General features: G+C 45.1%; 14 protein-coding genes and 3 rRNA genes. 3 read left to right on the top strand and 14 right to left on the bottom strand.

Annotated elements, in window-relative coordinates:
- Positions 1–103 precede the first annotated feature (103 nt).
- The 5 genes from argH to argC form a co-directional block, all read right to left on the bottom strand.
- Positions 104–1465, bottom strand: coding sequence for an argininosuccinate lyase (gene argH / locus K0I62_RS01005; protein ID WP_220069720.1), 1362 nt, complete (start codon positions 1463–1465; stop codon positions 104–106).
- Between the two features lie 85 nt (positions 1466–1550).
- On the bottom strand, positions 1551–2771 hold the full coding sequence (locus tag K0I62_RS01000; protein ID WP_220069719.1) for an argininosuccinate synthase: 1221 nt from the start codon (positions 2769–2771) through the stop codon (positions 1551–1553).
- Positions 2772–2835: 64 nt separating this feature from the next.
- Positions 2836–3741, bottom strand: coding sequence for an ornithine carbamoyltransferase (locus tag K0I62_RS00995; protein ID WP_220069718.1), 906 nt, complete (start codon positions 3739–3741; stop codon positions 2836–2838).
- A gap of 25 nt (positions 3742–3766) precedes the next feature.
- A complete protein-coding gene (gene argB, locus K0I62_RS00990) occupies positions 3767–4552 on the bottom strand; it encodes an acetylglutamate kinase (RefSeq protein ID WP_220071236.1) in 786 nt (261 codons plus the stop codon).
- A gap of 27 nt (positions 4553–4579) precedes the next feature.
- Positions 4580–5560 (bottom strand): N-acetyl-gamma-glutamyl-phosphate reductase, encoded by a 981-nt coding sequence (gene argC / locus K0I62_RS00985; protein ID WP_220069717.1) that lies wholly within the window; start codon positions 5558–5560, stop codon positions 4580–4582.
- Positions 5561–6093: 533 nt separating this feature from the next.
- Between argC and ppc the strand changes: the two genes are divergently transcribed.
- Positions 6094–8733, top strand: a complete 2640-nt coding sequence (gene ppc / locus K0I62_RS00980; RefSeq protein ID WP_220069716.1) for a phosphoenolpyruvate carboxylase — start codon at positions 6094–6096, stop codon at positions 8731–8733.
- A 5-nt stretch (positions 8734–8738) separates the two neighbouring features.
- The gene (locus K0I62_RS00975) at positions 8739–9275 is read left to right on the top strand and encodes a YceB family lipoprotein (protein ID WP_220071235.1); all 537 of its coding nucleotides are present in this window, start codon (positions 8739–8741) and stop codon (positions 9273–9275) included.
- A gap of 16 nt (positions 9276–9291) precedes the next feature.
- On the opposite strand, the gene K0I62_RS00970 is transcribed toward K0I62_RS00975, so the two are convergent.
- The 8 genes from K0I62_RS00970 to K0I62_RS00935 all read right to left on the bottom strand — a co-directional run bounded on the left by K0I62_RS00970 (position 9292) and on the right by K0I62_RS00935 (position 20180).
- The gene (locus K0I62_RS00970; protein ID WP_220069715.1) at positions 9292–10566 is read right to left on the bottom strand and encodes a CinA family nicotinamide mononucleotide deamidase-related protein; all 1275 of its coding nucleotides are present in this window, start codon (positions 10564–10566) and stop codon (positions 9292–9294) included.
- Positions 10567–10920: 354 nt separating this feature from the next.
- Positions 10921–11036 (bottom strand): 5S ribosomal RNA (gene rrf, locus K0I62_RS00965).
- 103 nt (positions 11037–11139) lie between these two features.
- Positions 11140–14033, bottom strand: a 23S ribosomal RNA gene (locus K0I62_RS00960).
- A 369-nt stretch (positions 14034–14402) separates the two neighbouring features.
- A 16S ribosomal RNA gene (locus tag K0I62_RS00955) occupies positions 14403–15945 on the bottom strand.
- The 16S, 23S and 5S rRNA genes sit together here, the layout of an rRNA operon.
- A gap of 617 nt (positions 15946–16562) precedes the next feature.
- Positions 16563–17114, bottom strand: a complete 552-nt coding sequence (locus tag K0I62_RS00950) for a TlpA disulfide reductase family protein (RefSeq protein WP_220071234.1) — start codon at positions 17112–17114, stop codon at positions 16563–16565.
- Between the two features lie 38 nt (positions 17115–17152).
- Positions 17153–17632, bottom strand: coding sequence for a heme lyase NrfEFG subunit NrfF (gene nrfF, locus K0I62_RS00945; protein WP_220069714.1), 480 nt, complete (start codon positions 17630–17632; stop codon positions 17153–17155).
- Entirely contained in the window at positions 17632–18189 is a 558-nt protein-coding gene (locus K0I62_RS00940; protein WP_220069713.1) for a DsbE family thiol:disulfide interchange protein, read from the bottom strand. Before K0I62_RS00940 ends, nrfF begins: the two co-directional genes overlap by 1 nt.
- Positions 18190–18206: 17 nt before the next feature.
- Positions 18207–20180, bottom strand: coding sequence for a heme lyase CcmF/NrfE family subunit (locus tag K0I62_RS00935; RefSeq protein WP_220069712.1), 1974 nt, complete (start codon positions 20178–20180; stop codon positions 18207–18209).
- 407 nt (positions 20181–20587) lie between these two features.
- Between K0I62_RS00935 and ccmI the strand changes: the two genes are divergently transcribed.
- Positions 20588–21832 carry a c-type cytochrome biogenesis protein CcmI gene (ccmI, locus tag K0I62_RS00930; RefSeq protein ID WP_220069711.1) on the top strand — a complete coding sequence of 415 codons (1245 nt, stop codon included), beginning with the start codon at positions 20588–20590 and terminating at the stop codon, positions 21830–21832.
- A gap of 594 nt (positions 21833–22426) precedes the next feature.
- Here the strand turns inward: ccmI and K0I62_RS00925 are convergent.
- Positions 22427–22720: a c-type cytochrome gene (locus tag K0I62_RS00925; RefSeq protein WP_220069710.1), complete on the bottom strand. Its 294-nt coding sequence runs from the start codon at positions 22718–22720 to the stop codon at positions 22427–22429.
- Between the last annotated feature and the right edge of the window lie 217 nt (positions 22721–22937).

The following is a 22937-nucleotide window of genomic DNA, read 5'->3' as shown; positions in this document are numbered from 1 at the left end:
GCCAAAATTTTGATGCGATCAAGAATCAACCACAAAAAAACCTGCAACTGCAGGTTTTTTATTCAATAAAAATAGAGACTAGCCTCTACTCCCAAAACGATCTTTATAACTTTGCACTCAACGCCGCTTTGACTTGTGGCAAAGAGGTACCACCTAACGCTTCGCGTTTAGCTAAACAGGAGTCGATAGTTAAACAATCATAAACATCTTGCTCAATCACCGCGGCAAAGGTTTTTAACGTTGCTAACTCAAACTCTTCGATCGGTTTTTTCTGGGCAATAGCTGCAACCACGACTTCGCCAACCACATGATGCGCTTCTCTAAAAGGCATCCCTTTCGCAACTAAATAGTCTGCAAGTTCAGTAGAGTTTGCATAGCCTTGCTGAGCTGCTCGCAAAGTATTCTCACGATTGACCTTCAAGCCCGATAACACCAATGCCGCCATTTCGAGACAGATAGCCCAGCTATCCATCACATCGAATAAACCCTCTTTGTCTTCCTGCATATCTTTATTGTATGCCAGAGGCAGGGCTTTCATCGTTGTTAGAATACCGACTAAACTGCCATAAACACGGCCAGTCTTACCACGGATCAGCTCTAATGCATCTGGGTTTTTCTTTTGTGGCATCAGGGATGAGCCAGACGTAACCTGATCATCAAGTTCAATAAACCCAGCTTCACCACTATTAAAGAAAATAAGGTCTTCAGCCATGCGGCTGAGATGCATCATGCTAATGGATGCATCACTACATAACTCAATGACATGGTCTCTATCCGATACTGTATCTAAGCTGTTTAGTGTTGGCGCGCCAAAACCTAGTGACTTAGCCAATGCATACCGATCCATAGGATAAGCTGTACCAGCAAGAGCACCGGTTCCAAGTGGACAGGTATCGGCGCGCTTTAATGCATCTTCTAAACGACTAATATCACGTTCAAACATCTCAACATAGGCTAAGCACCAATGGCCAAATGCTACAGGTTGAGCACGTTGAAGGTGGGTATAACCTGGCATCACAGCATCTAACTCACGCTCAGTAAGTTCAAGCAGCGCTGTTCTCAACTTACCTAATAAAGCCAGTAAAGCTTGGCCCTCTTTTTTACACCATAGCTTAAGATCCGTTGCCACCTGATCGTTACGCGAACGCCCAGTGTGTAACTTCTTACCTAGGTCGCCGACCTTAGCGATAAGTGACTGCTCAACGAAACTATGAATATCTTCAGCACCTGACGCTAATATCAACTCAGGTTTATCTTTAACCTCACCAAGCAGTTGGTTCAGTGCGCTTTTCAATTCAACACATTCAACGTCAGTCAGAATGCCAACCGAGGTGATCGCATCAGCCCAAGCGATAGAGCCAATAATATCCTCTTCGATCAAACGATAATCGACGGGTAACGAATCATTAAAAAGCTTAAACAGTGCGCTGCTTTCTTGAGTAAACCTTCCACCCCATAACGCCATCTCGAAATCCTCTTTAATCCAATACGCTTTGATTCTAAAAAATTAAGGGGCGAATCACGCCCCTTACTAAACTGTGATACTGAAATTACTTCGCGTTTAATGCTCGAATACGACTAGCCAAAGAGTACAAACGGATAAAGCCTTCAGCATCTTTTTGGTTATATACATCGTCAGCACCAAAGGTTGCAAAAGCTTCAGAATATAAGCTATTTGGCGAACGCTTTTTAACTGCTTGCGCCTGCCCTTTATACAACTTAACAACAACCTCACCGTTAACTAGCTTAGCTAATGGCTCTGATGCGCCAATCAATGATTCACACAAAGGCGTAAACCAACGGCCATCATAAACAAGGTGAGCCATTTTGGCTCCAATCTGCTCACGCCATTCGCGGCTAGTTTTGTCTAAAACCAACTCTTCAATCGCACGCAAAGCAGCAAACATCACTGTGCCACCGGGAGTTTCATAACAGCCACGAGACTTCATACCAACTAAGCGGTTTTCGGTAATATCGATGCGCCCAACACCATGGGCCCCAGCAATATCATTAAGTGTCATCAAGGCTTCGTAGGGTGATAATGCTTCACCATTGACTTTAGTTACCCGGCCGGCTTCGATTTCAAGCGACACGTATTCTGGCTCATTAGGTGCATCTTCTGGTGCTACAGTCATAGTCCAGACACCTTTACTTGGCTCATTCCAAGGATCTTCTAACTCGCCACCTTCATGAGAAATGTGCCAAGCGTTAGCGTCACGGCTGTAAATTTTGGTCGCTGAAGCTGTGGTAGCAATATTTCTTTCTGCCAGATAATCAAGCAGGTCTTCACGGCTGACCATCTCCCATTCACGCCAAGGTGCAATAACGGTTAAATCGGGTGCAAGTGCCGCAAAGCAACCTTCAAAACGAACCTGATCATTCCCTTTCCCTGTACAGCCATGACACACAGCATCGGCACCCACTTTACGTGCGACTTCTACCTGAGCTTTGGCAATAATAGGTCGTGCCATTGAGGTGCCCAGTAGATAAGTCCCTTCATAAATCGCACCAGTAGCGATAGTGGGATAGATATAATCCGCCACCAGCTCCTCTTTTAAATCGACGATATAGCATTCAGATGCACCAGAGGATATCGCCTTTTCATGTAAACCTTCTAACTCTGCAGCTCCCTGGCCAACATCAGCACAGAAAGCCACAATTTCACAGTCATCATAGGTTTCTTTTAACCATGGAATAATTGCCGAGGTATCCAAACCACCAGAGTAGGCTAATACCACTTTTTTTACTGATTTTTTAGCTTCAATAGACATTTCTTGTTTCCTAATAAATTTCGATGAACGCCACTGCATTCAATATTGTATCTTGACTATATGGTTAACTTAATAAGGTTACTAAAACGGCATTCTGTGCATGCATACGATTTTCAGCCTGTTGCAGAATCAATGAGCCTTCACCGTCGACCACTTCCGCAGTCACTTCTACACCGCGATATGCAGGCAAACAATGCATGAAATATTTAGCCCCTGCTTTGTCCATCAAAGCTTGATCTACTTGGTAAGGATCAAATTTAGCTTTTATCTCATCCAAACTAGCATTGTCACCCATAGAGATCCACGTATCAGTATAAATGGCATCATGACCTTCAAGCTGCTCAATGTCGGACGTCAAAATGAGCTGACCACCGTGGGCCGCCGCGATCTCTTGAGCTTCAAGCACGACCTTTCCGTCGGGGAAATGCCCTTGAGGACAAACAACTGTCATCGTTGCGCCAAGTAATGCGGCACCATACATCAGTGAATGAGTCACGTTATTACCATCACCAACATAAGCTAATTTAACCTTACTAACATCATCAAACTGTTCTGACAAAGTCAAAAAATCAGCCAACCCCTGACAGGGATGATACATATCTGAGAGTGCATTAATCACTGGCACGCTGCCATGTTCAGCTAACTGCTCAACAGTAGAATGAGCGAAAGTTCTGGCAACAATAGCATCGGCCCAACAAGAGATGTTTGCCGCAAAATCAGACACAGGTTCACGCTTACCTAAAGCCCCATTCTGTTGATCTAAATAAAGACAATGACCGCCCAGTTTATTGATTCCAATATCAAAACTTACACGAGTTCTTAATGAAGGCTTCTCGAATAACATCACGACGCTTTTACCATCTAATGCCTTGCGGTATTCACTAGGCTTGGCTTTGATCTGCTTTGCTAACGTTAGCAGGTCAATCAATTGCTGCTGGCTAAGCTCTTTAATCGATAATAAGTGATTCATTAATCTACTCCTGAAAAATTATAATTTACTGCGGCTGCACTTGGGTACCTATGGCTTCGCCTCTCTCTAACGCTGCAAGCTGTTCAGCATCGCGCCATGAGGCAACCTGTACCGCTTGCCCCAACCATTGAGCTACCTCTAATGCAGCCTCAACTTTAACCTTCATACCTTTATCGATAACACCCAGCTTCGTCAGCTCATCAGCATGGGATTTAGTGAGCGAAGTGATTAGCTTCCCCTTTCCATCTAATACTCCACTCACATCAGACAGTAGCACTAACTTACCATTCACTAGCTTAGCTAACACCGTTGCGGCCTGATCGGCGTTCACGTTTAATAATTGCCCTAACTCATCTATCGCTATAGAACTAACAATAGGCATCCAACCTTGCGACAATACGAAATTCAAATAAGTTGGATCTTTAGGAGACACCTCACCAACAAAGCCAAGTTGTTCATCCTTTATATGAGCAGAAACAATACCACCGTCGCCAAGGCTCATTCCCACACAAGTGATACCCGCCTTAACTGCTGCAGCCTGCAAAATCTTGTTCGACGTCCCCGCTAGTGCTCCAACGACAATAGGCACTTGTTCAGCAGGCGTGACGCGTAATCCATCAAGCTTGACGGTTTCCATACCATTGGCAGCAAGTTGCTCATCAACCAAGTATCCACCACCGTGAACCATAATAACCGATTGCCCCGCTTTAATAAGGTTTGACGCCGTCGCCATAAGACGTGCCATCCCCATTTCACACTGCATTAGGGCACCACCAACTTTGAGTACTAATGTATTTTTATCTGCTGACATCATGACTACTCTCTCAAAAAGGGATGATTAATAATTAAAATGAATCTTTATGCATTGATGCGCTTGACTCGCTGCGCCTTTCATCAAGTTGTCGATAGCACTAGCAACGACGAGGTATCCAGTCTCGGAGTCGAATTTCCATCCCAATAAACAATTAGGAGTGTGTACAACATCATCCACTTTAGGAAATTGATTTTGATACACGTTAACGAGCTCGGATTCATTGTAGACGTTATACGCCTGAATGACCTCAGCCTCAGTCGTTCCGGCTTTCAGTTGCACCGTTATTGTAGCCAAAATACCACGCTTAAAATTTCCGAGATGTGGGGTGAAAACAACTTGCTGTCCAAGCTGAGTCGCGATCTCCGGTTGATGCCTGTGCCCTAAAACACCATAGGGTGTTAAGCTAACTTCACAAAAACTGGTGTGTAACTGAGCTTTTCGACCAGCCCCTGTCACACCACTAACCGCATTTATAACGGGTAAGCTATCACCGATTAATCCCGCTAATGGCTTAAGCGCCGTTAGCGATGCAGTTGGATAACAACCCGGTACAGCAATCATCTTGCTCTTTGCAATTGCATCACGATTCCATTCTGCCAAGCCATAGACTGCCTGGGATAGCACCTCTGGATATTGATGCTCAAAGCCATACCATTTAGGATACTGTGCAATGTCTTCAAACCGATAAGCACCGCTCAAGTCAAAAACAGTAAGTTCCTTTTGATAAAACCAAGCCGCCAAATGTAAGCTCACTTGGTGATCGGTCGCCAAAACGACGGCATCAGCCTCTGCAACAATAGCATTTTTGGCCTCTTCAGAGAGAGGTTGTAACGGCATATTGAGATGGCTGTAAACAGGATAGAGTTCAGCTAATGCTTTACCTTTATCTAGACTATTTTCAGATACATATAGGCCTTGTATTGCCAGGTTGGCATCGGCCTGAATTAATGAGGTGATTTGCGCACCAGTGTATCCACTGGCGCCAATTATGGCTATGTTTTTCATACTCAATGACTTCTATAAATTAACAATAAAAAAGGAAAAAAGAAGGGGCACAACTTAAGCCCTGGTAGAATACCAATATGACAAGTTTATCGTCGCAGGAAGTTTTTACAGGTTACCTTATAATCAGTTTTTAAGTATGAAATATTCATTTTGATTCTCAATGTTAAGCCTTGGATAATGGCGCTTGCTCTAGCTGTTTGATAGACTACCATGAAAATTTATTTATGCAATATAGATGAATATATATTTCAAATATTTTTAGGAGAATATCGATATTTGTTGGTAGATGGCAAGATATATAACGATTGGTATTGTCGTCAGTCAAAGTAACTGTACGCAAAACGAACAAAGAAAGAACTACAGGCTAATCCGTACTTTACCTATAATGTAGAAAATTTCTTTGCAGTTCAATCAAATATCATCACCAGCAGTGACATTCAACACATAAGTTCACAATAACAACGATCCTTGTATTGACCTTAACCCGATCGGCTGGGTATTGTGATTGATTAATTAGAAGGTATGGAGCATTTATGGCTGATATGTACGCGTCGCTACGATCTAATGTTGGTACTTTAGGTCAGATATTGGGCGATACCATTCGCACACATTTAGATGAGCCCTTTTTAGAAAAAATTGAACAGATAAGACACTTAGCTAAGAGTTCTCGCCAAGGAAACGATGCAGCACGAGAGCAGATGCTAACCTTATTGGCTGCATTGCCAGATGATGAACTCGTCCCTTTCGCCAAAGCTTTTAATCAATTTCTTAATCTGGCGAACATCGCCGAGCAATTCCATACCATCAGCAGAAACTGTGACGAACTCGTTTGTGTTCCCGATCCAGTAGAACAGCTTCTTGGTCGTATGCTCAACGGCAAGGTTGATCAAGATAAGATGCTCGAATGCTTGCAAACACTCGATATTGATCTCGTGCTCACCGCCCACCCTACCGAGATCTCAAGACGTACTCTGATCCAAAAGTATTCGTCAGTTGTAGACAGCCTAGCCGCACTTGAAAATCCACAGCTGTCAGAGAGAGAAAGAAAACAGCATCACCTTCGACTCCGTCAGTTGATAGCACAAATCTGGCATACCAATGAGATCCGTCACGAGCGCCCAACGCCTGTTGATGAAGCAAGATGGGGACTGAGCACAATAGAAGCCTCGTTATGGCAAGCGATCCCTGATTTTCTACGCCAGCTAAATGAACAAGTTGAAGAACGTACTGGTAAGCAGATCCCTACCGATATTGCCCCAGTGAGATTCTCTAGTTGGATGGGTGGCGATCGTGATGGCAACCCTTTTGTCACCGCTAAAGTCACTCAAGAAGTCCTTGACCGAAACCGTCATACCGCTGCCCGATTATTCTTGAAAGATGTCGTGCTGTTAGTCAACGAACTATCGATGGAAGAAGCCAATGATGAGTTATTGGCCCTCACCAATAATAGTCATGAACCCTATAGAGATGTATTACGCGAAATAAGGCAAAAACTACGGGATACAATCGACTACTTAAATATGCGCCTTGAAGGTCATTCACCAGAAGTCGATCTTAGTCAACTTATTTGGCATGAAGATGATTTAAAGCAACCGTTAACCCTGCTTTATAACAGCTTGATAGACTCAAATATGAGCCTAATCGCAAACGGATTGCTACTCGATATGCTTCGCCGCATCGCCTGTTTTGGTATTCATATGCTCAGACTCGATATCAGGCAAGATGCCCAACGCCATAGCGATGTGATTGCTGAATTAACTCGTTACCTTGGATTAGGCGACTACAACCATTGGGATGAACATGAAAAACAAGCCTTTCTGTTAAGAGAACTAACGGATAAGCGCCCATTAATCCCCAACAATTGGCAGCCTAGCGACGAGGTTGCCGAAGTTATCAATACCGTAAGGCTAATTGCCAATCAGTCAGACAAGGCATTAGGCTCATACGTTATCTCTATGGCAAGTCAGCCTTCAGACGTATTAACCGTTCTATTGCTACTAAAAGAGGCTGGGTGTCCACATCCAATGCGAGTCGTGCCGCTGTTTGAAACCTTAGACGATCTCAACAATGCCTCAAGTTGTATGTCGGCATTATTTAATATCGATTGGTATCGTGGCTATTGCAAAGGTAGCCAAGAAGTGATGATAGGCTATTCTGACTCGGCTAAAGACGCTGGAGTCATGGCGGCTGCATGGGCGCAATATCGTGCTCAGGAACAGCTGGTTCAAATATGTCAGCGCGCCGATATCAAACTCACCCTATTCCATGGTCGTGGCGGCACGATTGGCCGAGGGGGCGGACCCGCTCACCAAGCTATCTTATCCCAGCCACCGGGTTCAGTTGATGGACGCATACGCGTTACAGAGCAAGGAGAGATGATCCGGTTCAAGTTCGGTTTACCCAAGCTGGCGGTGCAAAGCTTAGCTCTTTATACGTCCGCAGTCATGGAGGCAACACTTTTACCGCCCCCAGAACCAAAACCAGAATGGCGTGATGCCATGGAGCGACTAGCCGCGGATTCGGTAGAAGCGTACCGTGCAATAGTAAGAGACGAACCAGACTTTGTCGCATACTTCCGAGCCGCGACACCTGAAGTTGAGTTAGGTAAATTGCCGCTCGGCAGTAGACCGGCTAAACGACGAGTCGATGGCGGCATAGAAAGCTTAAGAGCGATTCCGTGGATCTTTGCTTGGTCACAAAATCGACTTATGCTACCAGCGTGGTTGGGGGCAGGCGAAGCTTTACAAGCGGCAAGCGACCGCGGAGAACTTGCACTGCTACAAGAGATGGAGCAACAATGGCCGTTCTTTGAAACGCGTATATCCATGCTTGAGATGGTTTATGCCAAAGCAGAGCCTAATCTAGCGAAATACTACGAAGCCTGCCTAGTACCGAAAGAACTTCATCACCTTGGCGAAGCATTACGAGAACGTATGGCAACAGGTATTAAAGCTGTGTTAGCACTAACCCAAGCCGATATATTAATGTCGCATACACCTTGGAATAGAGAATCTGTAGAGCTTCGTAACCCCTACATAGATCCACTAAACTTTTTACAAGCCGAACTACTCGCTAGAACACGCAAAAATGAAGATACAGCTTCAAGCAATGTGCAGTTAGCATTGATGCTAACCATTGCAGGTGTTGCAGCCGGTATGAGAAACACAGGTTGATACCAATAATTAAATTAACATTGGTAAGTGTATTGCTGTTATTGACTGGCTGCGTCAGTCAATACAGCATTACCGAGCGAGAGCTAACCAATTACTTAAACAATGAGATTCATTTCGAAACCAAGCAGGGAAACCAGCTATTTGGGATCGAAATGAAGCTCAATAATGTCGATGTCACTTTGGGTGATCAAGCTGGTGTTATGGGAATTACGGCTCACAGCGCTATAGACGTCCGTAACCCACTGATGCCAATCAAGGCAAAGTTAATTGTAAAGTTTGAAGCTAAGCCTTGGTACGATGCAGCGACTCACAGTGTTTATCTAAGCCAACTCAACTTAGTTAAAGTCGAATCGACACCGAAAGATATCGAAAAAGCAATAAGCCCTATCGCACCTCAAGTGATGCAATTTTTAACCCATTTTCTCGAAACACAGCCAGTTTATATTCTCGATGTAAAAGAGAGCAACCAGGCGTTAATCGCGGAGATGACCAAGAGAATCGAGGTCACCCCAGGTAAACTGAAACTCATTTTCAAAGATTAGTGACCGTGACTGATGATTACTTTGCAAATCGATGATAAGAGCCGTAGTCAACAATAACGGGCTGCTGTAACAACTCACGCCTCAGCATATCCAAAGCAACAGCAGTGCTTAAGCTACGCACTAGCTCTCTAGACCGCGCAGGAAATTTAAGCATTTGGCTGTACACGCCGTGTTTCGTTGCCAGTGCTATTGCGACGGTTCCAACTGGTTTATGTTCGCTGCCACCATCTGGACCCGCAATGCCACTCGTTGCCAGCGCGTAGTCACTATCGAGTATACCTCTTGCACCTTTTACCATCTCTTCAACCACAGCAATAGAAACCGCACCGTGATCATCAAGCTTTGCTGGGTTAACCCCCAACACCTTAACTTTTGACTCATTACTATAAGTCACTAAGCCTTGATGTAAATAAGCTGAACTACCAGCAAGAGCGACAAGATTGCTTGCAATCATTCCACCAGTACAGGATTCAGCAAGACTCAAACTAGCACCTTGAGCAAGTAGTTGCCGATGAATAACCGTCGCCAATGAATCAACATTCTCAGCGACTACACTGTCACCCAAAACTTGCTTAATTAGAGATACCGTTTCAGGTAGCTGCTTAATGACCTCTTCACCACGGGCAAACAACTTAATCTCTATGTAGGGCATGAACGATCGATAGCCCAAGGTCATGCCATTTGGCAGAACCAATGTGTCTAACTTATTTGCTAATGCTGACTCACCATGACCTATGGTCAATAACTTGTGTACTGAAACCTCGATATGAGAATCGGCAAGACGCTTAACGAATGGAATAAACTGCTCGTTAACCATTTGCTTAAACTCGAACGGTACCCCTGGGGTAAAGAACAGCCATGCACGATTTAGCTTTACCCTAAAACCGCAAGCGGTTCCAACCGGGTTATCGACCATTACCGCAGACGCTGGAAGCATGGCCTGCTTCAGGTTGCTCGGCGGCATTTCACGACCATTACGAGTAAACCAGTCTTCCAAGCGACTACGCCAAATTGAATTCTCAATAAGCGGCTCATCTTTAGCTAACGCCATCGCCAGAGATGACATGTCATCGGTTGTTGGCCCTAAACCACCATTAACCAAGATGATATCCGCATGCTCACTTCTTTCTTGAAACACCTTAATCAGATCATCAAGTCGATCTCCAACAGTGACACGCTGCTGCATTTCGATACCATGATCCATCAATGCATTTGCTACCCAAGCAGCATTCGTATCAACGATCTGTCCCGAAAGCACCTCTTCACCTGTGCAAATCATCTCAATTTTCATATTCATCCTTTGGGGAAAAACTGTTAGATGCCATAAGGTAGGTAACACTCAGACGAATAGCAATAGTATCAAGTAGTGTATTTAGCGTAACGAGCATAAATAAGCCTATACGCAACGTACATTAGGAACTCTTAGCGCGGATAGTCTTACCCTCGAGGCTTGGGACAAGGCAATTGGGATGTGGAGAATGCCGAAAATGTCAGGACCATTTTCTACCAGATCAGAATCAAGCTGTACTTGATAAGCGCAGAAGATTCACCCGACTCCACACTGGTATTGCGCCTCACTGTAAGAGTGATAATTTTCACACGTAAAAAAGCCCGCTACATCGTAGCGGGCTTTCTCGTATTAGGCGCCTGGAAATGACCTACTCTCACATGGGGAGACCCCACACTACCATCGGCGCGATTGCGTTTCACTTCTGAGTTCGGGATGGGATCAGGTGGTGCCACAATGCTATGGTTTCCAGACAAAATTGGAAATTTGAAAAGCTATTTAAAATTGAGTCACACTAAATCAAGTGCGGTATTCTTTCGCTAAGTATTCACTTAGTTAGAAACTCTTTTGGGTTGTATGGTTAAGCCTCACGGGTCATTAGTACAAGTTAGCTCAACGCCTCACAACGCTTACACACCTTGCCTATCAACGTAGTAGTCTCCTACGGCCCTTTAGAGAGCTTAAAGCTCTAGGGATGACTCATCTTAGGGCTCGCTTCCCGCTTAGATGCTTTCAGCGGTTATCGATTCCGAACGTAGCTACCGGGCAATGCCATTGGCATGACAACCCGAACACCAGCGGTTCGTCCACTCCGGTCCTCTCGTACTAGGAGCAGCTCCCTTCAATCATCCAACGCCCACGGCAGATAGGGACCGAACTGTCTCACGACGTTCTGAACCCAGCTCGCGTACCACTTTAAATGGCGAACAGCCATACCCTTGGGACCGACTTCAGCCCCAGGATGTGATGAGCCGACATCGAGGTGCCAAACACCGCCGTCGATATGAACTCTTGGGCGGTATCAGCCTGTTATCCCCGGAGTACCTTTTATCCGTTGAGCGATGGCCCTTCCATTCAGAACCACCGGATCACTATGACCTACTTTCGTACCTGCTCGACGTGTATGTCTCGCAGTTAAGCTGGCTTATGCCATTGCACTAACCGTACGATGTCCGACCGTACTTAGCCAACCTTCGTGCTCCTCCGTTACTCTTTGGGAGGAGACCGCCCCAGTCAAACTACCCACCAGGCACTGTCCTCAACCCCGATTCAGGGGCCAGAGTTAGAACATCAACACTACAAGGGTGGTATTTCAAGGTTGACTCCACAAGAACTGGCGTTCCTGCTTCTAAGTCTCCCACCTATCCTACACATGTAGGGTCAATGTTCAGTGCCAAGCTATAGTAAAGGTTCACGGGGTCTTTCCGTCTAGCCGCGGGTATACGGCATCTTCACCGCAATTTCAACTTCACTGAGTCTCGGCTGGAGACAGCGTGGCCATCATTACGCCATTCGTGCAGGTCGGAACTTACCCGACAAGGAATTTCGCTACCTTAGGACCGTTATAGTTACGGCCGCCGTTTACCGGGGCTTCGATCATGAGCTTCTCCGAAGATAACCCAATCAATTAACCTTCCGGCACCGGGCAGGCGTCACACCGTATACTTCCTCTTGCGAGTTTGCACAGTGCTGTGTTTTTGATAAACAGTTGCAGCCACCTGGTATCTGCGACTCCCGTCAGCTTAGAGAGCAAGTCTCATCACCAACAGGAGCGTACCTTCTCCCGAAGTTACGGTACCATTTTGCCTAGTTCCTTCAGCCGAGTTCTCTCAAGCGCCTTGGTATTCTCTACCCAACCACCTGTGTCGGTTTGGGGTACGATTCCTGCTAACCTGAAGCTTAGAAGATTTTCCTGGAAGCATGGCATCAACTACTTCAGTTCCGTAGAACCTCGTCATCAACTCTCAGTGTATGTGCACCCGGATTTGCCTAAGTGCACCACCTACTGCCTTAAACGCGGACAACCAACGCCGCGCTAGCCTAGCCTTCTCCGTCTCTCCATCGCAGTTAGCAGAAGTACAGGAATATTAACCTGTTTCCCATCGACTACGCCTTTCGGCCTCGCCTTAGGGGTCGACTCACCCTGCCCTGATTAACATTGGACAGGAACCCTTGGTCTTTCGGCGTGGGGGTTTTTCACCCCCATTATCGTTACTCATGTCAGCATTCGCACTTCTGATACCTCCAGCGTGGGTTACCCCTTCACCTTCAACGGCTTACAGAACGCTCCTCTACCGCACTAGCGCAAGCGCTAGTACCCATAGCTTCGGTGTATTGCTTAGCCCCGTTAAATCTTCCGCGCAGGCCGACTCGACTAGTGAGCTATTACGCTTTCTTTAAATGATGGCTGCTTCTAAGCCAACATCCTAGCTGTCTAAGCCTTCCCACATCGTTTCCCACTTAGCAATAACTTTGGGACCTTAGCTGATGGTCTGGGTTGTTTCCCTTTTCACGACGGACGTTAGCACCCGCCGTGTGTCTCCCGAGTAGTACTCATTGGTATTCGGAGTTTGCAAAGGGTTGGTAAGTCGGGATGACCCCCTAGCCTTAACAGTGCTCTACCCCCAATGGTATTCGCTCGAGGCGCTACCTAAATAGCTTTCGAGGAGAACCAGATATCTCCCGGTTTGATTGGCCTTTCACCCCCAGCCACAAGTCATCACCGCATTTTTCAACATACGTGTGTTCGGTCCTCCAGTTGATGTTACTCAACCTTCAACCTGCCCATGGCTAGATCACCGGGTTTCGGGTCTACACCTTGCAACTAAACGCGCAGTTAACACTCGGTTTCCCTACGGCTCCGCTATTCGCTTAACCTCGCTACAAAATGTAAGTCGCTGACCCATTATACAAAAGGTACGCAGTCACGGTCTCAAGAACCGCTCCCACTGCTTGTACGTATACGGTTTCAGGTTCTATTTCACTCCCCTCACAGGGGTTCTTTTCGCCTTTCCCTCACGGTACTGGTTCACTATCGGTCAGTCAGGAGTATTTAGCCTTGGAGGATGGTCCCCCCATGTTCAGACAAGATGTCACGTGTCCCGTCCTACTCGTTTTCACGTAAAGTTAGTTTTCATGTACGGGGCTATCACCCTGTGCCGCTGTGCTTTCCAACACATTCCACTAACACCCTCTACGCTTAAGGGCTAATCCCCGTTCGCTCGCCGCTACTAGGGGAATCTCGGTTGATTTCTTTTCCTGAGGGTACTTAGATGTTTCAGTTCCCCTCGTTCGCCTCATTAAGCTATGTATTCACTTAATGATGACAGCTTATGCTGCCGGGTTTCCCCATTCGGACATCGTTAGCTCAAATGCTTGTTACTAGCTCGCCAACGCTTTTCGCAAGTTACTACGTCCTTCATCGCCTCTGACTGCCAAGGCATCCACCGTATACGCTTAGTCACTTAACCATACAACCCAAATGAGTTTCATAAACTAATGTCTACAAATCACATCCTATCCAAGCGGGTAAGCTCGGACGTTGTATCGTAACTAATGGTGTTTACTTTCGCCAAAAGAATACTCATGAATCATCATCCTAATTAAAGGTAATGATTCGGCACTTGATTTAAGTGTTTGAGAACTCAATTTTAATTTTCGCGTCAATGCTACAAACCATAACCACCTACAATGTAAGTAATTACAGTCCCTTTCACATCAACACTATCAGCTTTCCAAATTTTTAAAGAACAAGCATCGCCGTTAAGACGTGCCACCTGCTCTAACAAGAACAAGTTATCTGTGTGAACACTCAACAAACATTAAGTTAGTCGTATAGGTAAGGAGGTGATCCAGCCCCAGGTTCCCCTAGGGCTACCTTGTTACGACTTCACCCCAGTCATGAACCACACCGTGGTAAACGCCCTCCCGAAGGTTAAGCTATCTACTTCTGGTGCAGCCCACTCCCATGGTGTGACGGGCGGTGTGTACAAGGCCCGGGAACGTATTCACCGTGGCATTCTGATCCACGATTACTAGCGATTCCGACTTCATGGAGTCGAGTTGCAGACTCCAATCCGGACTACGACAAGCTTTGTGAGATTAGCTCCACCTCGCGGCTTTGCAACCCTCTGTACTTGCCATTGTAGCACGTGTGTAGCCCTACTCGTAAGGGCCATGATGACTTGACGTCGTCCCCACCTTCCTCCGGTTTATCACCGGCAGTCTCCCTAAAGTTCCCACCATTACGTGCTGGCAAATAAGGATAAGGGTTGCGCTCGTTGCGGGACTTAACCCAACATTTCACAACACGAGCTGACGACAGCCATGCAGCACCTGTCTCACAGTTCCCGAAGGCACTAAGGTATCTCTACCAAATTCTGTGGATGTCAAGAGTAGGTAAGGTTCTTCGCGTTGCATCGAATTAAACCACATGCTCCACCGCTTGTGCGGGCCCCCGTCAATTCATTTGAGTTTTAACCTTGCGGCCGTACTCCCCAGGCGGTCTACTTAATGCGTTAGCTTGAGAACCCAGTGTTCAAGACACCAAATTCCGAGTAGACATCGTTTACGGCGTGGACTACCAGGGTATCTAATCCTGTTTGCTCCCCACGCTTTCGTACATGAGCGTCAGTCTTTGTCCAGGGGGCCGCCTTCGCCACCGGTATTCCTTCAGATCTCTACGCATTTCACCGCTACACCTGAAATTCTACCCCCCTCTACAAGACTCTAGTCTGCCAGTTCGAAATGCAGTTCCCAGGTTGAGCCCGGGGCTTTCACATCTCGCTTAACAAACCGCCTGCGTACGCTTTACGCCCAGTAATTCCGATTAACGCTTGGACCCCTCGTATTACCGCGGCTGCTGGCACGAAGTTAGCCGGTCCTTCTTCTGCGAGTAACGTCACACCTAAACGCTATTAACGCTTAAGCTTTCCTCCTCGCTGAAAGTGCTTTACAACCCGAAGGCCTTCTTCACACACGCGGCATGGCTGCATCAGGCTTGCGCCCATTGTGCAATATTCCCCACTGCTGCCTCCCGTAGGAGTCTGGGCCGTGTCTCAGTCCCAGTGTGGCTGATCATCCTCTCAGAACAGCTAGGGATCGTCGCCTTGGTGAGCCATTACCTCACCAACTAGCTAATCCCACCTAGGTACATCCAATCGCAGAAGGCCCGAAGGTCCCCTCTTTTCCCCCGTAGGGCGTATGCGGTATTAGCAGTCGTTTCCAACTGTTATCCCCCTCGACTGGGCAGTTCCCTAGGCATTACTCACCCGTCCGCCGCTCGTCAGCAAATTAGCAAGCTAATTCCTGTTACCGCTCGACTTGCATGTGTTAGGCCTGCCGCCAGCGTTCAATCTGAGCCATGATCAAACTCTTCAATTAAAGTTTTGTTGAAGCTAAAAGCTTCGGCTCAATGAATTCTGATTCCACATTAAAGACTCGGAAGAATCTCTAACATGTTGTACATATTGCTATGAACACTCATCTTACATTGAGTAAAATTTTTTGATTGCTTTACATCCGAAGACAGAAAAGCAATTTCGAATAACTCAACACCTGTGAGTGTCCACACAGATTTCTTGTTTCATCTTGTTAAAGAGCGTGGCTAACATGACGTTTTAACGCGTTCATTTAGCCGCCGTTGACGCTAGGTCGTTGGCTTAGGGATGCGTATTCTACACTTCCCGCTGTTGGCGTCAAGTGCTAATTTTAAGAAGTTTTTCAAGCGATGATTTCTTAAACAGCCATCATCATTTGAAGCCCTTAAAAGCGCTATCACCGAATTCAAATCGCTTACGCTTTTTGAATCCCTAACACCGCTGCAAGTCCCATACAATCTAGCTTGTCGCTAACTCGTTGGCCTGCTGTGCCGTGTCAGTGGATGCGCATTATAGGGAGTTCTCGGATGGGCGCAAGCGCTTTTTACAAAAAAAAGATCGCATGCCGATCTTTTAGGCAAATACGATCTTTTTCGCTTAGATTTAAACCAAATTGGCTATTTAAATCGATTTGTGGGCTTCTTTATCGATAAAACTGTTGATGAGTTCAACCGCTTTAGGATCATCCCAATCTACAAATGTTCTTACAAACGCAATTAACTCACCCTGTTTGTTCAATATAAACGTAGCGGGGATGGTATCTAAGGGAAACACTTCTCCCAAAGCCTGAGTTTGATCATAGTAGGTCTGGAATGCTTCCATTCCGAGTGTTTTTAAGAAGGGTTCAACCTTATCTTTTCCATCGATATCAATAGAGATAGGTAATACTGTAAATTTGGTTTGATCGAACTTTGCTTTAAAACGATCTAAAGCAGGTAGCTCTCTCACACATGGAGGACACCAGGTCGCCCACATATTCACCATCACTATCTGGCCACGATATTGACTGAAATCGACCTTTTGGCCATTACCGTCTTTAAACGCCACTATATCTATTGGATAAGACTTAGGTAACACGTTGATAAGATCAACGCTAGATTGCACCTGCCCTTCGGATTTTTTTTGCATACCTGGATATGCAACAGCATCTATTGATACGAACGAGGCACACATCAATAATGGCAAGACTAAACTCGTTCCAAAAAGCTTACTCATTTATTATCTCGATTAAGAAGTTTATCTAGCTCGGCTTGATCTTCAACGCTAAGCTCTTGTTCTACAGCACCGCTGATGCGTTGCTTGCGAACAAAGATAAAACCGATCATCAACCCAAATAGCAAAAGCACTATTGGACCTAACCATAATAGATAGGTCTTGGTTTCCATACGCGGCTTATAAAGTACAAATTCACCATAACGGCTGGTCATAAACTCGATAATTTCAGTATCGCCTTTGCCTGCATCAACCATTTGATAAACTTCCAAACGCAAATCTTGCGCTACAGGAGAGTTAGAATCGATAAGGTTTTGATTCTGACATTGAGGGCAACGCAACGAATGCGCTAAGTCGAGCGCTCGCTTTTGATTGTCGACGTTTTTAAACTCATAAGTATCTACTGGAGTCGCCACTGCGGTACCTATCATGGTGATAGACAGCAATAATGCCCCAACTAAGCCAATAAACGCTTTCATTAAGATGCTCCTTCCGCTTTAGCTTGGGCTTGTAACTCTTGAATCATTGGATAAAGCGTCTCTTTCCAGACACGCATATCGATAGGCCCTGCATAGCGAAAACGAATAATGCCATTGTGATCTACCAAGAAACTTTCCGGAGCACCGTAAACACCAAGATCCAAACCTAAACGGCCTTCATGGTCGAAAATATTCTTGGTGTACGGATCGCCTTCTCGCGCTAACTCTCTAACAGCGAGAGCACGCTCATCACGATAGTTAATACCATAAATCGGCAAAATATCTTGTCTTGCCAAACGCATCAGGTAAGGATGCTCATACTTACAAGATGGGCACCATGTAGCCCAAACATTGAGTAAGGATACCTGTCCCTTAAGAGTTTCGTTGGTAATGATCTCACTTGAATCCTCAAGCTTTTCTAGCTTAAAAGCCGGGATCGGCTTTCCTTCGAGAGCTGAGTCCAGTTGCTGTGGATTTAGGAATAAACCTTTATAGAGGAATATTCCCATCGCCAGAAACAATATCAACGGAATAAATAGTACTAACCTGTTCTTCATACTTGCCCCAATTCAAGTTATGCCGTTGCTAAATCTTCTTTAGCTTTTTCTTGTGTAGTTTCTTTAATCTTAGCGCGACGGTAGCGTTTATCAGACGCTGCAAAAACACCACCAACCATCATAAAGATGCTACCAAACCATAACCAACGAACGAATGGTTTATAGTTAAGACGTACTGCAAATTCAGTACTCGAAATAGGATCACCCATAGTGATGTATAGATCGCGGAATACACCCCAATCAATGCCCGCTTCCGTCATATCCATTGTACGTACGTTATATTGACGGCGGTCAGGCTTTAACAGTGTAATCACCTCGCCATCTTTACTGACTTCAACCTGCCCTTGCTGGGCCGTGTAGTTAGGACCAACGACATTTTTAGTTTCGATAAAATGGAAGCTATAACCCGCAAGCTCTTGAGTGATACCAGGGCCCATTCGAACACTCTTTTCCATAGAGTAGTTAGACACCATGGTGGCACCAACAACAGAAACTGCAATACCAAAGTGAGCGATCACCATACCTAATTGGCTTCGTCCCATACGGGCAAGACTTAAACCATCTTTACCGTTAATGATGTCGTATCCAGCTCTTAGTGTTGCAAGTACGATCCAAGTCGCTGTACCTATGCCAAATGCAACCCAAACATTGAAATTACCATCAGCAACGAAAGGCGCCGCAACACCGATGACTGCCGCCACTAATGCAGGGACCAGTAACTTGCGCTTCAATTCACCAGCTTTAGCACGCTTCCAACGAATGTTTGGACCAATACCCATAAACATAAACAATACAAGAACGATAGGTACAAACACCGCGTTGAAGTATGGTGGGCCAACTGAAATTTTACCCATGTTAAGCGCATCGATAAGTAACGGATAAAGCGTACCTAACAATACCGTACCGCAAGCAACGGTTAGTAAGATATTACCTACCAGCAACATGGTCTCTTTAGACATCAACTCAAAACGTGCAGGACTCTTCATATCACTCGCGCGGAATGCAAAAAGAGTGAGCGAACCACCAATTGCTAAACCAAGCAGCAACAGGATAAACATGCCTCGACTTGGATCAGCTGCAAATGAGTGAACCGAAGTTAATACACCTGAACGAACGATAAAGGTACCTAACAAACTTAAAGAGAATGCAAAGATCGATAGCAATACTGTCCAGTTACGGAAAGCCGCTCGCTTCTCCGTCACTATAACTGAGTGCAATAATGCGGTACCAATTAACCAAGGCATGAATGAAGCGTTTTCAACTGGATCCCAGAACCACCAGCCACCCCAACCTAATTCATAATATGCCCACCAAGAACCAAGTGAGATACCGCCAGTAAGGAAGATCCACGCTGCAAGCGTCCAAGGTCGGCTCCAACGAGCCCATGCAGAATCTAAACGCCCACCCATTAGGGCTGCAATAGCAAATGCAAAACTCACAGAGAAGCCAACATAACCCAAGTAGAGCATTGGCGGATGGAAGATCAAGCCAACATCTTGCAACATAGGGTTAAGATCACGCCCTTCCATAGGAATAGGAAATAATCGCTCAAAGGGACTCGAAGTTAACAACATGAATAAACTAAAGCCAATCACGATCATCGCCAATATAGCGAGTACTCGAGCAGTAAAGACCTCTTCTAAACCTTTGCTAAAAAAGGCAACGGAAGCTGTCCACACCGATAGAGCAAACACCCAAAACAACAGGGAACCTTCATGACCACCCCATACTGCAGCGATCTTAAAGAAAATAGGAAGTTGGGAGTTAGAATGATGTGCTACATAGGCAACAGAGAAATCATCAACCGCAAAGCTATAGCCTAGTACGATCACAGAAAGAAAAATAAAGAAAAACATACCATAGCTCAATGGCCAGGCATATCGCACGAGGTATTGGTCTTTACGAGCAACACCAATTAAAGGAACGCTGGCTAATAGAAAGGCGAATGCCAGCCCTATTATCAACGAAAAGTGTCCTAATTCAGGGATCATGGGTTTTCCTCAGTCCTATATAAGAATCCGATAAATTTAAGCTTTATCGATTCACGCGAGTTTGCTGTTCACACAACTCAAGGTACAAAATTTGAGTCATTTTAGTATTTGCTGTTGTATCTGTCTGCCTCTTTTGCACAATTATGGGTGACCTGTCTCATTCTTGTGGATTTAAAGCAGATGTTATAATTGTTAAAACTGACAGATTTTATTCTCTGACCCTTGTTTGAAACTTAAGTTTCAGCCAATTTTAGAAAATAGAATCGAACTGTGAACCAGTGCAAAAGTATCATCTTTTAAAAGCACTTAAACCTTATATTACTGTTCAATGAATAATCTTTCCGTATAATCTTATTTCTAATCGCGCGGTAACCCCGCATTTCTGTAACTAATGTGAAAAAGAAATAATGACCACTCTCTGGATTTTTATTGCGCTTTTTGTGTTAGTCAGCCTAGTGCTGATTTGGTTTCCACACTTCCGTCAGCAAAAAATGCTGCAAGCGGAAGAAGCAGGCGTTCGTAAACAAACGAACCTAGAACTTTTTAACAATCGACTAGCAACATTAGAAAAAGAACTCGAAGATGAGCTATTAGACCAAGTTGAGTTCGATTCATTAAAGAAAGAACTTGAAATCAGCCTGTTGCAAGACATGAAACAGGGTGAAGACGAGTCATTGGTTAATCAGGTAAAACCTAAAGGTTTATTATGGCCAGTGTTAATGTCTGCTGTCGTGCTAAGTCTATCTGGCTACTTATATTCGGACTTAGGCGCTTACGCAAACTTAGACAAAGCGGTACCAGATAACCCTCATGCTGGTATGGACGCTAGCCAAATTATGGCGCAGCGCATCGAAATGATGGAAGCGCAATTAAAAGCAGAACCAGACAATAGTCAATTGCTATTTAGTTTAGGTCATACTTATATTAGTGCCAATCGATATGATGATGCTGTAAAAGCTTTCGATAAAGCGATGGAGTTAGTCGGTACCCACGCTGAACTGCTCGGACCGAAAGCAACTGCACTTTATTACAAAGCGAATCAACGCATGACGCCGCAAGTTCAAGCGATCGTAGATCAAGCTTTAGCTTTAGATCCTGAAGATCCTTCGACTCTGCTTTTAGTCGGTATGGATGCGTTTTTCAACGCCAGCTACGATAAATCTATCGTGGCATGGCAAACCATACTCGATAGTAATCGCAATGATGTAGATCGTAGCGCGATTATGAATGCCATCGAAAGCGCTAAGATGAGAATGCAGGCAGAAACAGGTGAAATGCCGAATGATGCAACTCATCAGCAAGCACTAACCAGCAAAACCGTCACGGTTGATGTATCGATTGCTCCAGAGCTACTAGAGCAAGTCAGTGGTAGCGATATGTTATTCATTTTCGCTCGAAATACCGAAGGCCCTAAAGTACCACTAGCGGCGACTAAGGTATCGGCAAAATCACTGCCTATGACCATCACTTTGGACGATAGCACTGGTATGGGTGGCGATATTAAACTTAGCGATGCAAAGAATGTTGAGATTATTGCTGTCTTATCTAAACATGGCTCAGTGAAAGCGCAATCTGGTGATCTTCAAGGTAGATTAGACACTATTGAGGTCGGCTCTACTGGTACATTGGTATTAGATACTCAAGTTCAATAATCGAATTTCGTTTAGCAAAGGCTGACTTTAAAGTCTAATGCCGATCGTCTAAGAGCACTTGAACGATCTTGCTGATGATTGATAATCCCTACCAGTATTCTGGTGGGGATTTTTTCTGTTCGCTCAAGAGCTTGAATTAGAACATAAGTCCGTTGAAGAACATCGGCCTTATAGCGCTGTAATGGAAGCTATTGATTCGGAGTGGATCGAACAATCCTTACTTACATCGAATCCGTAATCGTCGCTTGCCTGCACAGCAGGCGCTCTGGCTTGTACTGAAAATGGGATTGATTCTAATTAATATACAGATGCGATTGCTCAGCGACGGTTTGGCATTAAAGGATCGCTCTGATAAGGCAATGTCTTATATATGTCGGGAACATGCATTCCATCATCCATTCGCCTTAAATGCGTTGCCAAAAAAACCAGAGTCGATCACTTTCTTATACTGATTGGTATTAGACTTTAGCGTCGGGAATTTTTGATGCTTAAATGCTTTGCATTGAGTGTTTACGATGAAAGCTGTAGACAACCTTAGAGCAAATCACAGGCATAAAAAAACCGGCATCAAGCCGGCTTTTCTTTGACAACAAATTACTTAGACATGAACTCGATAGCCTTCTTGTAATCTTCATCAGTACAATCAGTACACATACCACCTGGTGGCATTGCGTTTAGACCAGTCTTAACACTACCGACTAGCGCATCTAGACCCTTAGCTAAACGAGGTTCCCATGCAGCAGCATCGTGTGATTTAGGTGCACCGGCAACGCCCATGCTATGGCATACATGGCATGCCTTGTTATAGATAGCCTCACCTTCTTGTGCAAATACGTTTGCAGACAAGGTCAAAGCAGCCACTGCTGACAATGCTAACAGTTTTTTCATGTTCAATGTTCCTAATGCAAATATTAACAAAGCTCAATGCCACCCTGACTCTATGCTGGGCAGACTAATTTTATTGCCAGCTAAGGATACATCAAACTTCAACAAATCTCACCTTTTTGTGACTAATATCAGAATTTTCACTCAGATTGCGCGCTTGAACAGACATTTAGCTGTTACATTAGCAAAAGTTGAAAAAGTTCGATGCGAATAATAAAAG

The sequence above is a fragment of the Shewanella psychrotolerans genome, assembly GCF_019457595.1.
GTDB classification, from domain to species: domain Bacteria; phylum Pseudomonadota; class Gammaproteobacteria; order Enterobacterales; family Shewanellaceae; genus Shewanella; species Shewanella psychrotolerans.
Note: the sequence above shows the minus strand (reverse complement) of the source record. Positions and strands in the feature narration are given on the sequence as shown.

What these genes read in the sequence shown, in the direction of transcription:
- K0I62_RS00935 (WP_220069712.1), bottom strand. Translation starts at nt 20,180, where the DNA reads ATGATCCCTGAATTAGGACACTTTTCGTTGATAATAGGGCTGGCATTC.
- K0I62_RS00995 (WP_220069718.1), bottom strand. Translation starts at nt 3,741, where the DNA reads ATGAATCACTTATTATCGATTAAAGAGCTTAGCCAGCAGCAATTGATT.
- argB (WP_220071236.1), bottom strand. Translation starts at nt 4,552, where the DNA reads ATGTCAGCAGATAAAAATACATTAGTACTCAAAGTTGGTGGTGCCCTA.
- argH (WP_220069720.1), bottom strand. Translation starts at nt 1,465, where the DNA reads ATGGCGTTATGGGGTGGAAGGTTTACTCAAGAAAGCAGCGCACTGTTT.
- K0I62_RS00970 (WP_220069715.1), bottom strand. Translation starts at nt 10,566, where the DNA reads ATGAAAATTGAGATGATTTGCACAGGTGAAGAGGTGCTTTCGGGACAG.
- K0I62_RS00925 (WP_220069710.1), bottom strand. Translation starts at nt 22,720, where the DNA reads ATGAAAAAACTGTTAGCATTGTCAGCAGTGGCTGCTTTGACCTTGTCT.
- K0I62_RS00950 (WP_220071234.1), bottom strand. Translation starts at nt 17,114, where the DNA reads ATGTGTGCCTCGTTCGTATCAATAGATGCTGTTGCATATCCAGGTATG.
- K0I62_RS00940 (WP_220069713.1), bottom strand. Translation starts at nt 18,189, where the DNA reads ATGAAGAACAGGTTAGTACTATTTATTCCGTTGATATTGTTTCTGGCG.
- ppc (WP_220069716.1), top strand. Translation starts at nt 6,094, where the DNA reads ATGGCTGATATGTACGCGTCGCTACGATCTAATGTTGGTACTTTAGGT.
- ccmI (WP_220069711.1), top strand. Translation starts at nt 20,588, where the DNA reads ATGACCACTCTCTGGATTTTTATTGCGCTTTTTGTGTTAGTCAGCCTA.
- nrfF (WP_220069714.1), bottom strand. Translation starts at nt 17,632, where the DNA reads ATGAAAGCGTTTATTGGCTTAGTTGGGGCATTATTGCTGTCTATCACC.
- K0I62_RS01000 (WP_220069719.1), bottom strand. Translation starts at nt 2,771, where the DNA reads ATGTCTATTGAAGCTAAAAAATCAGTAAAAAAAGTGGTATTAGCCTAC.
- argC (WP_220069717.1), bottom strand. Translation starts at nt 5,560, where the DNA reads ATGAAAAACATAGCCATAATTGGCGCCAGTGGATACACTGGTGCGCAA.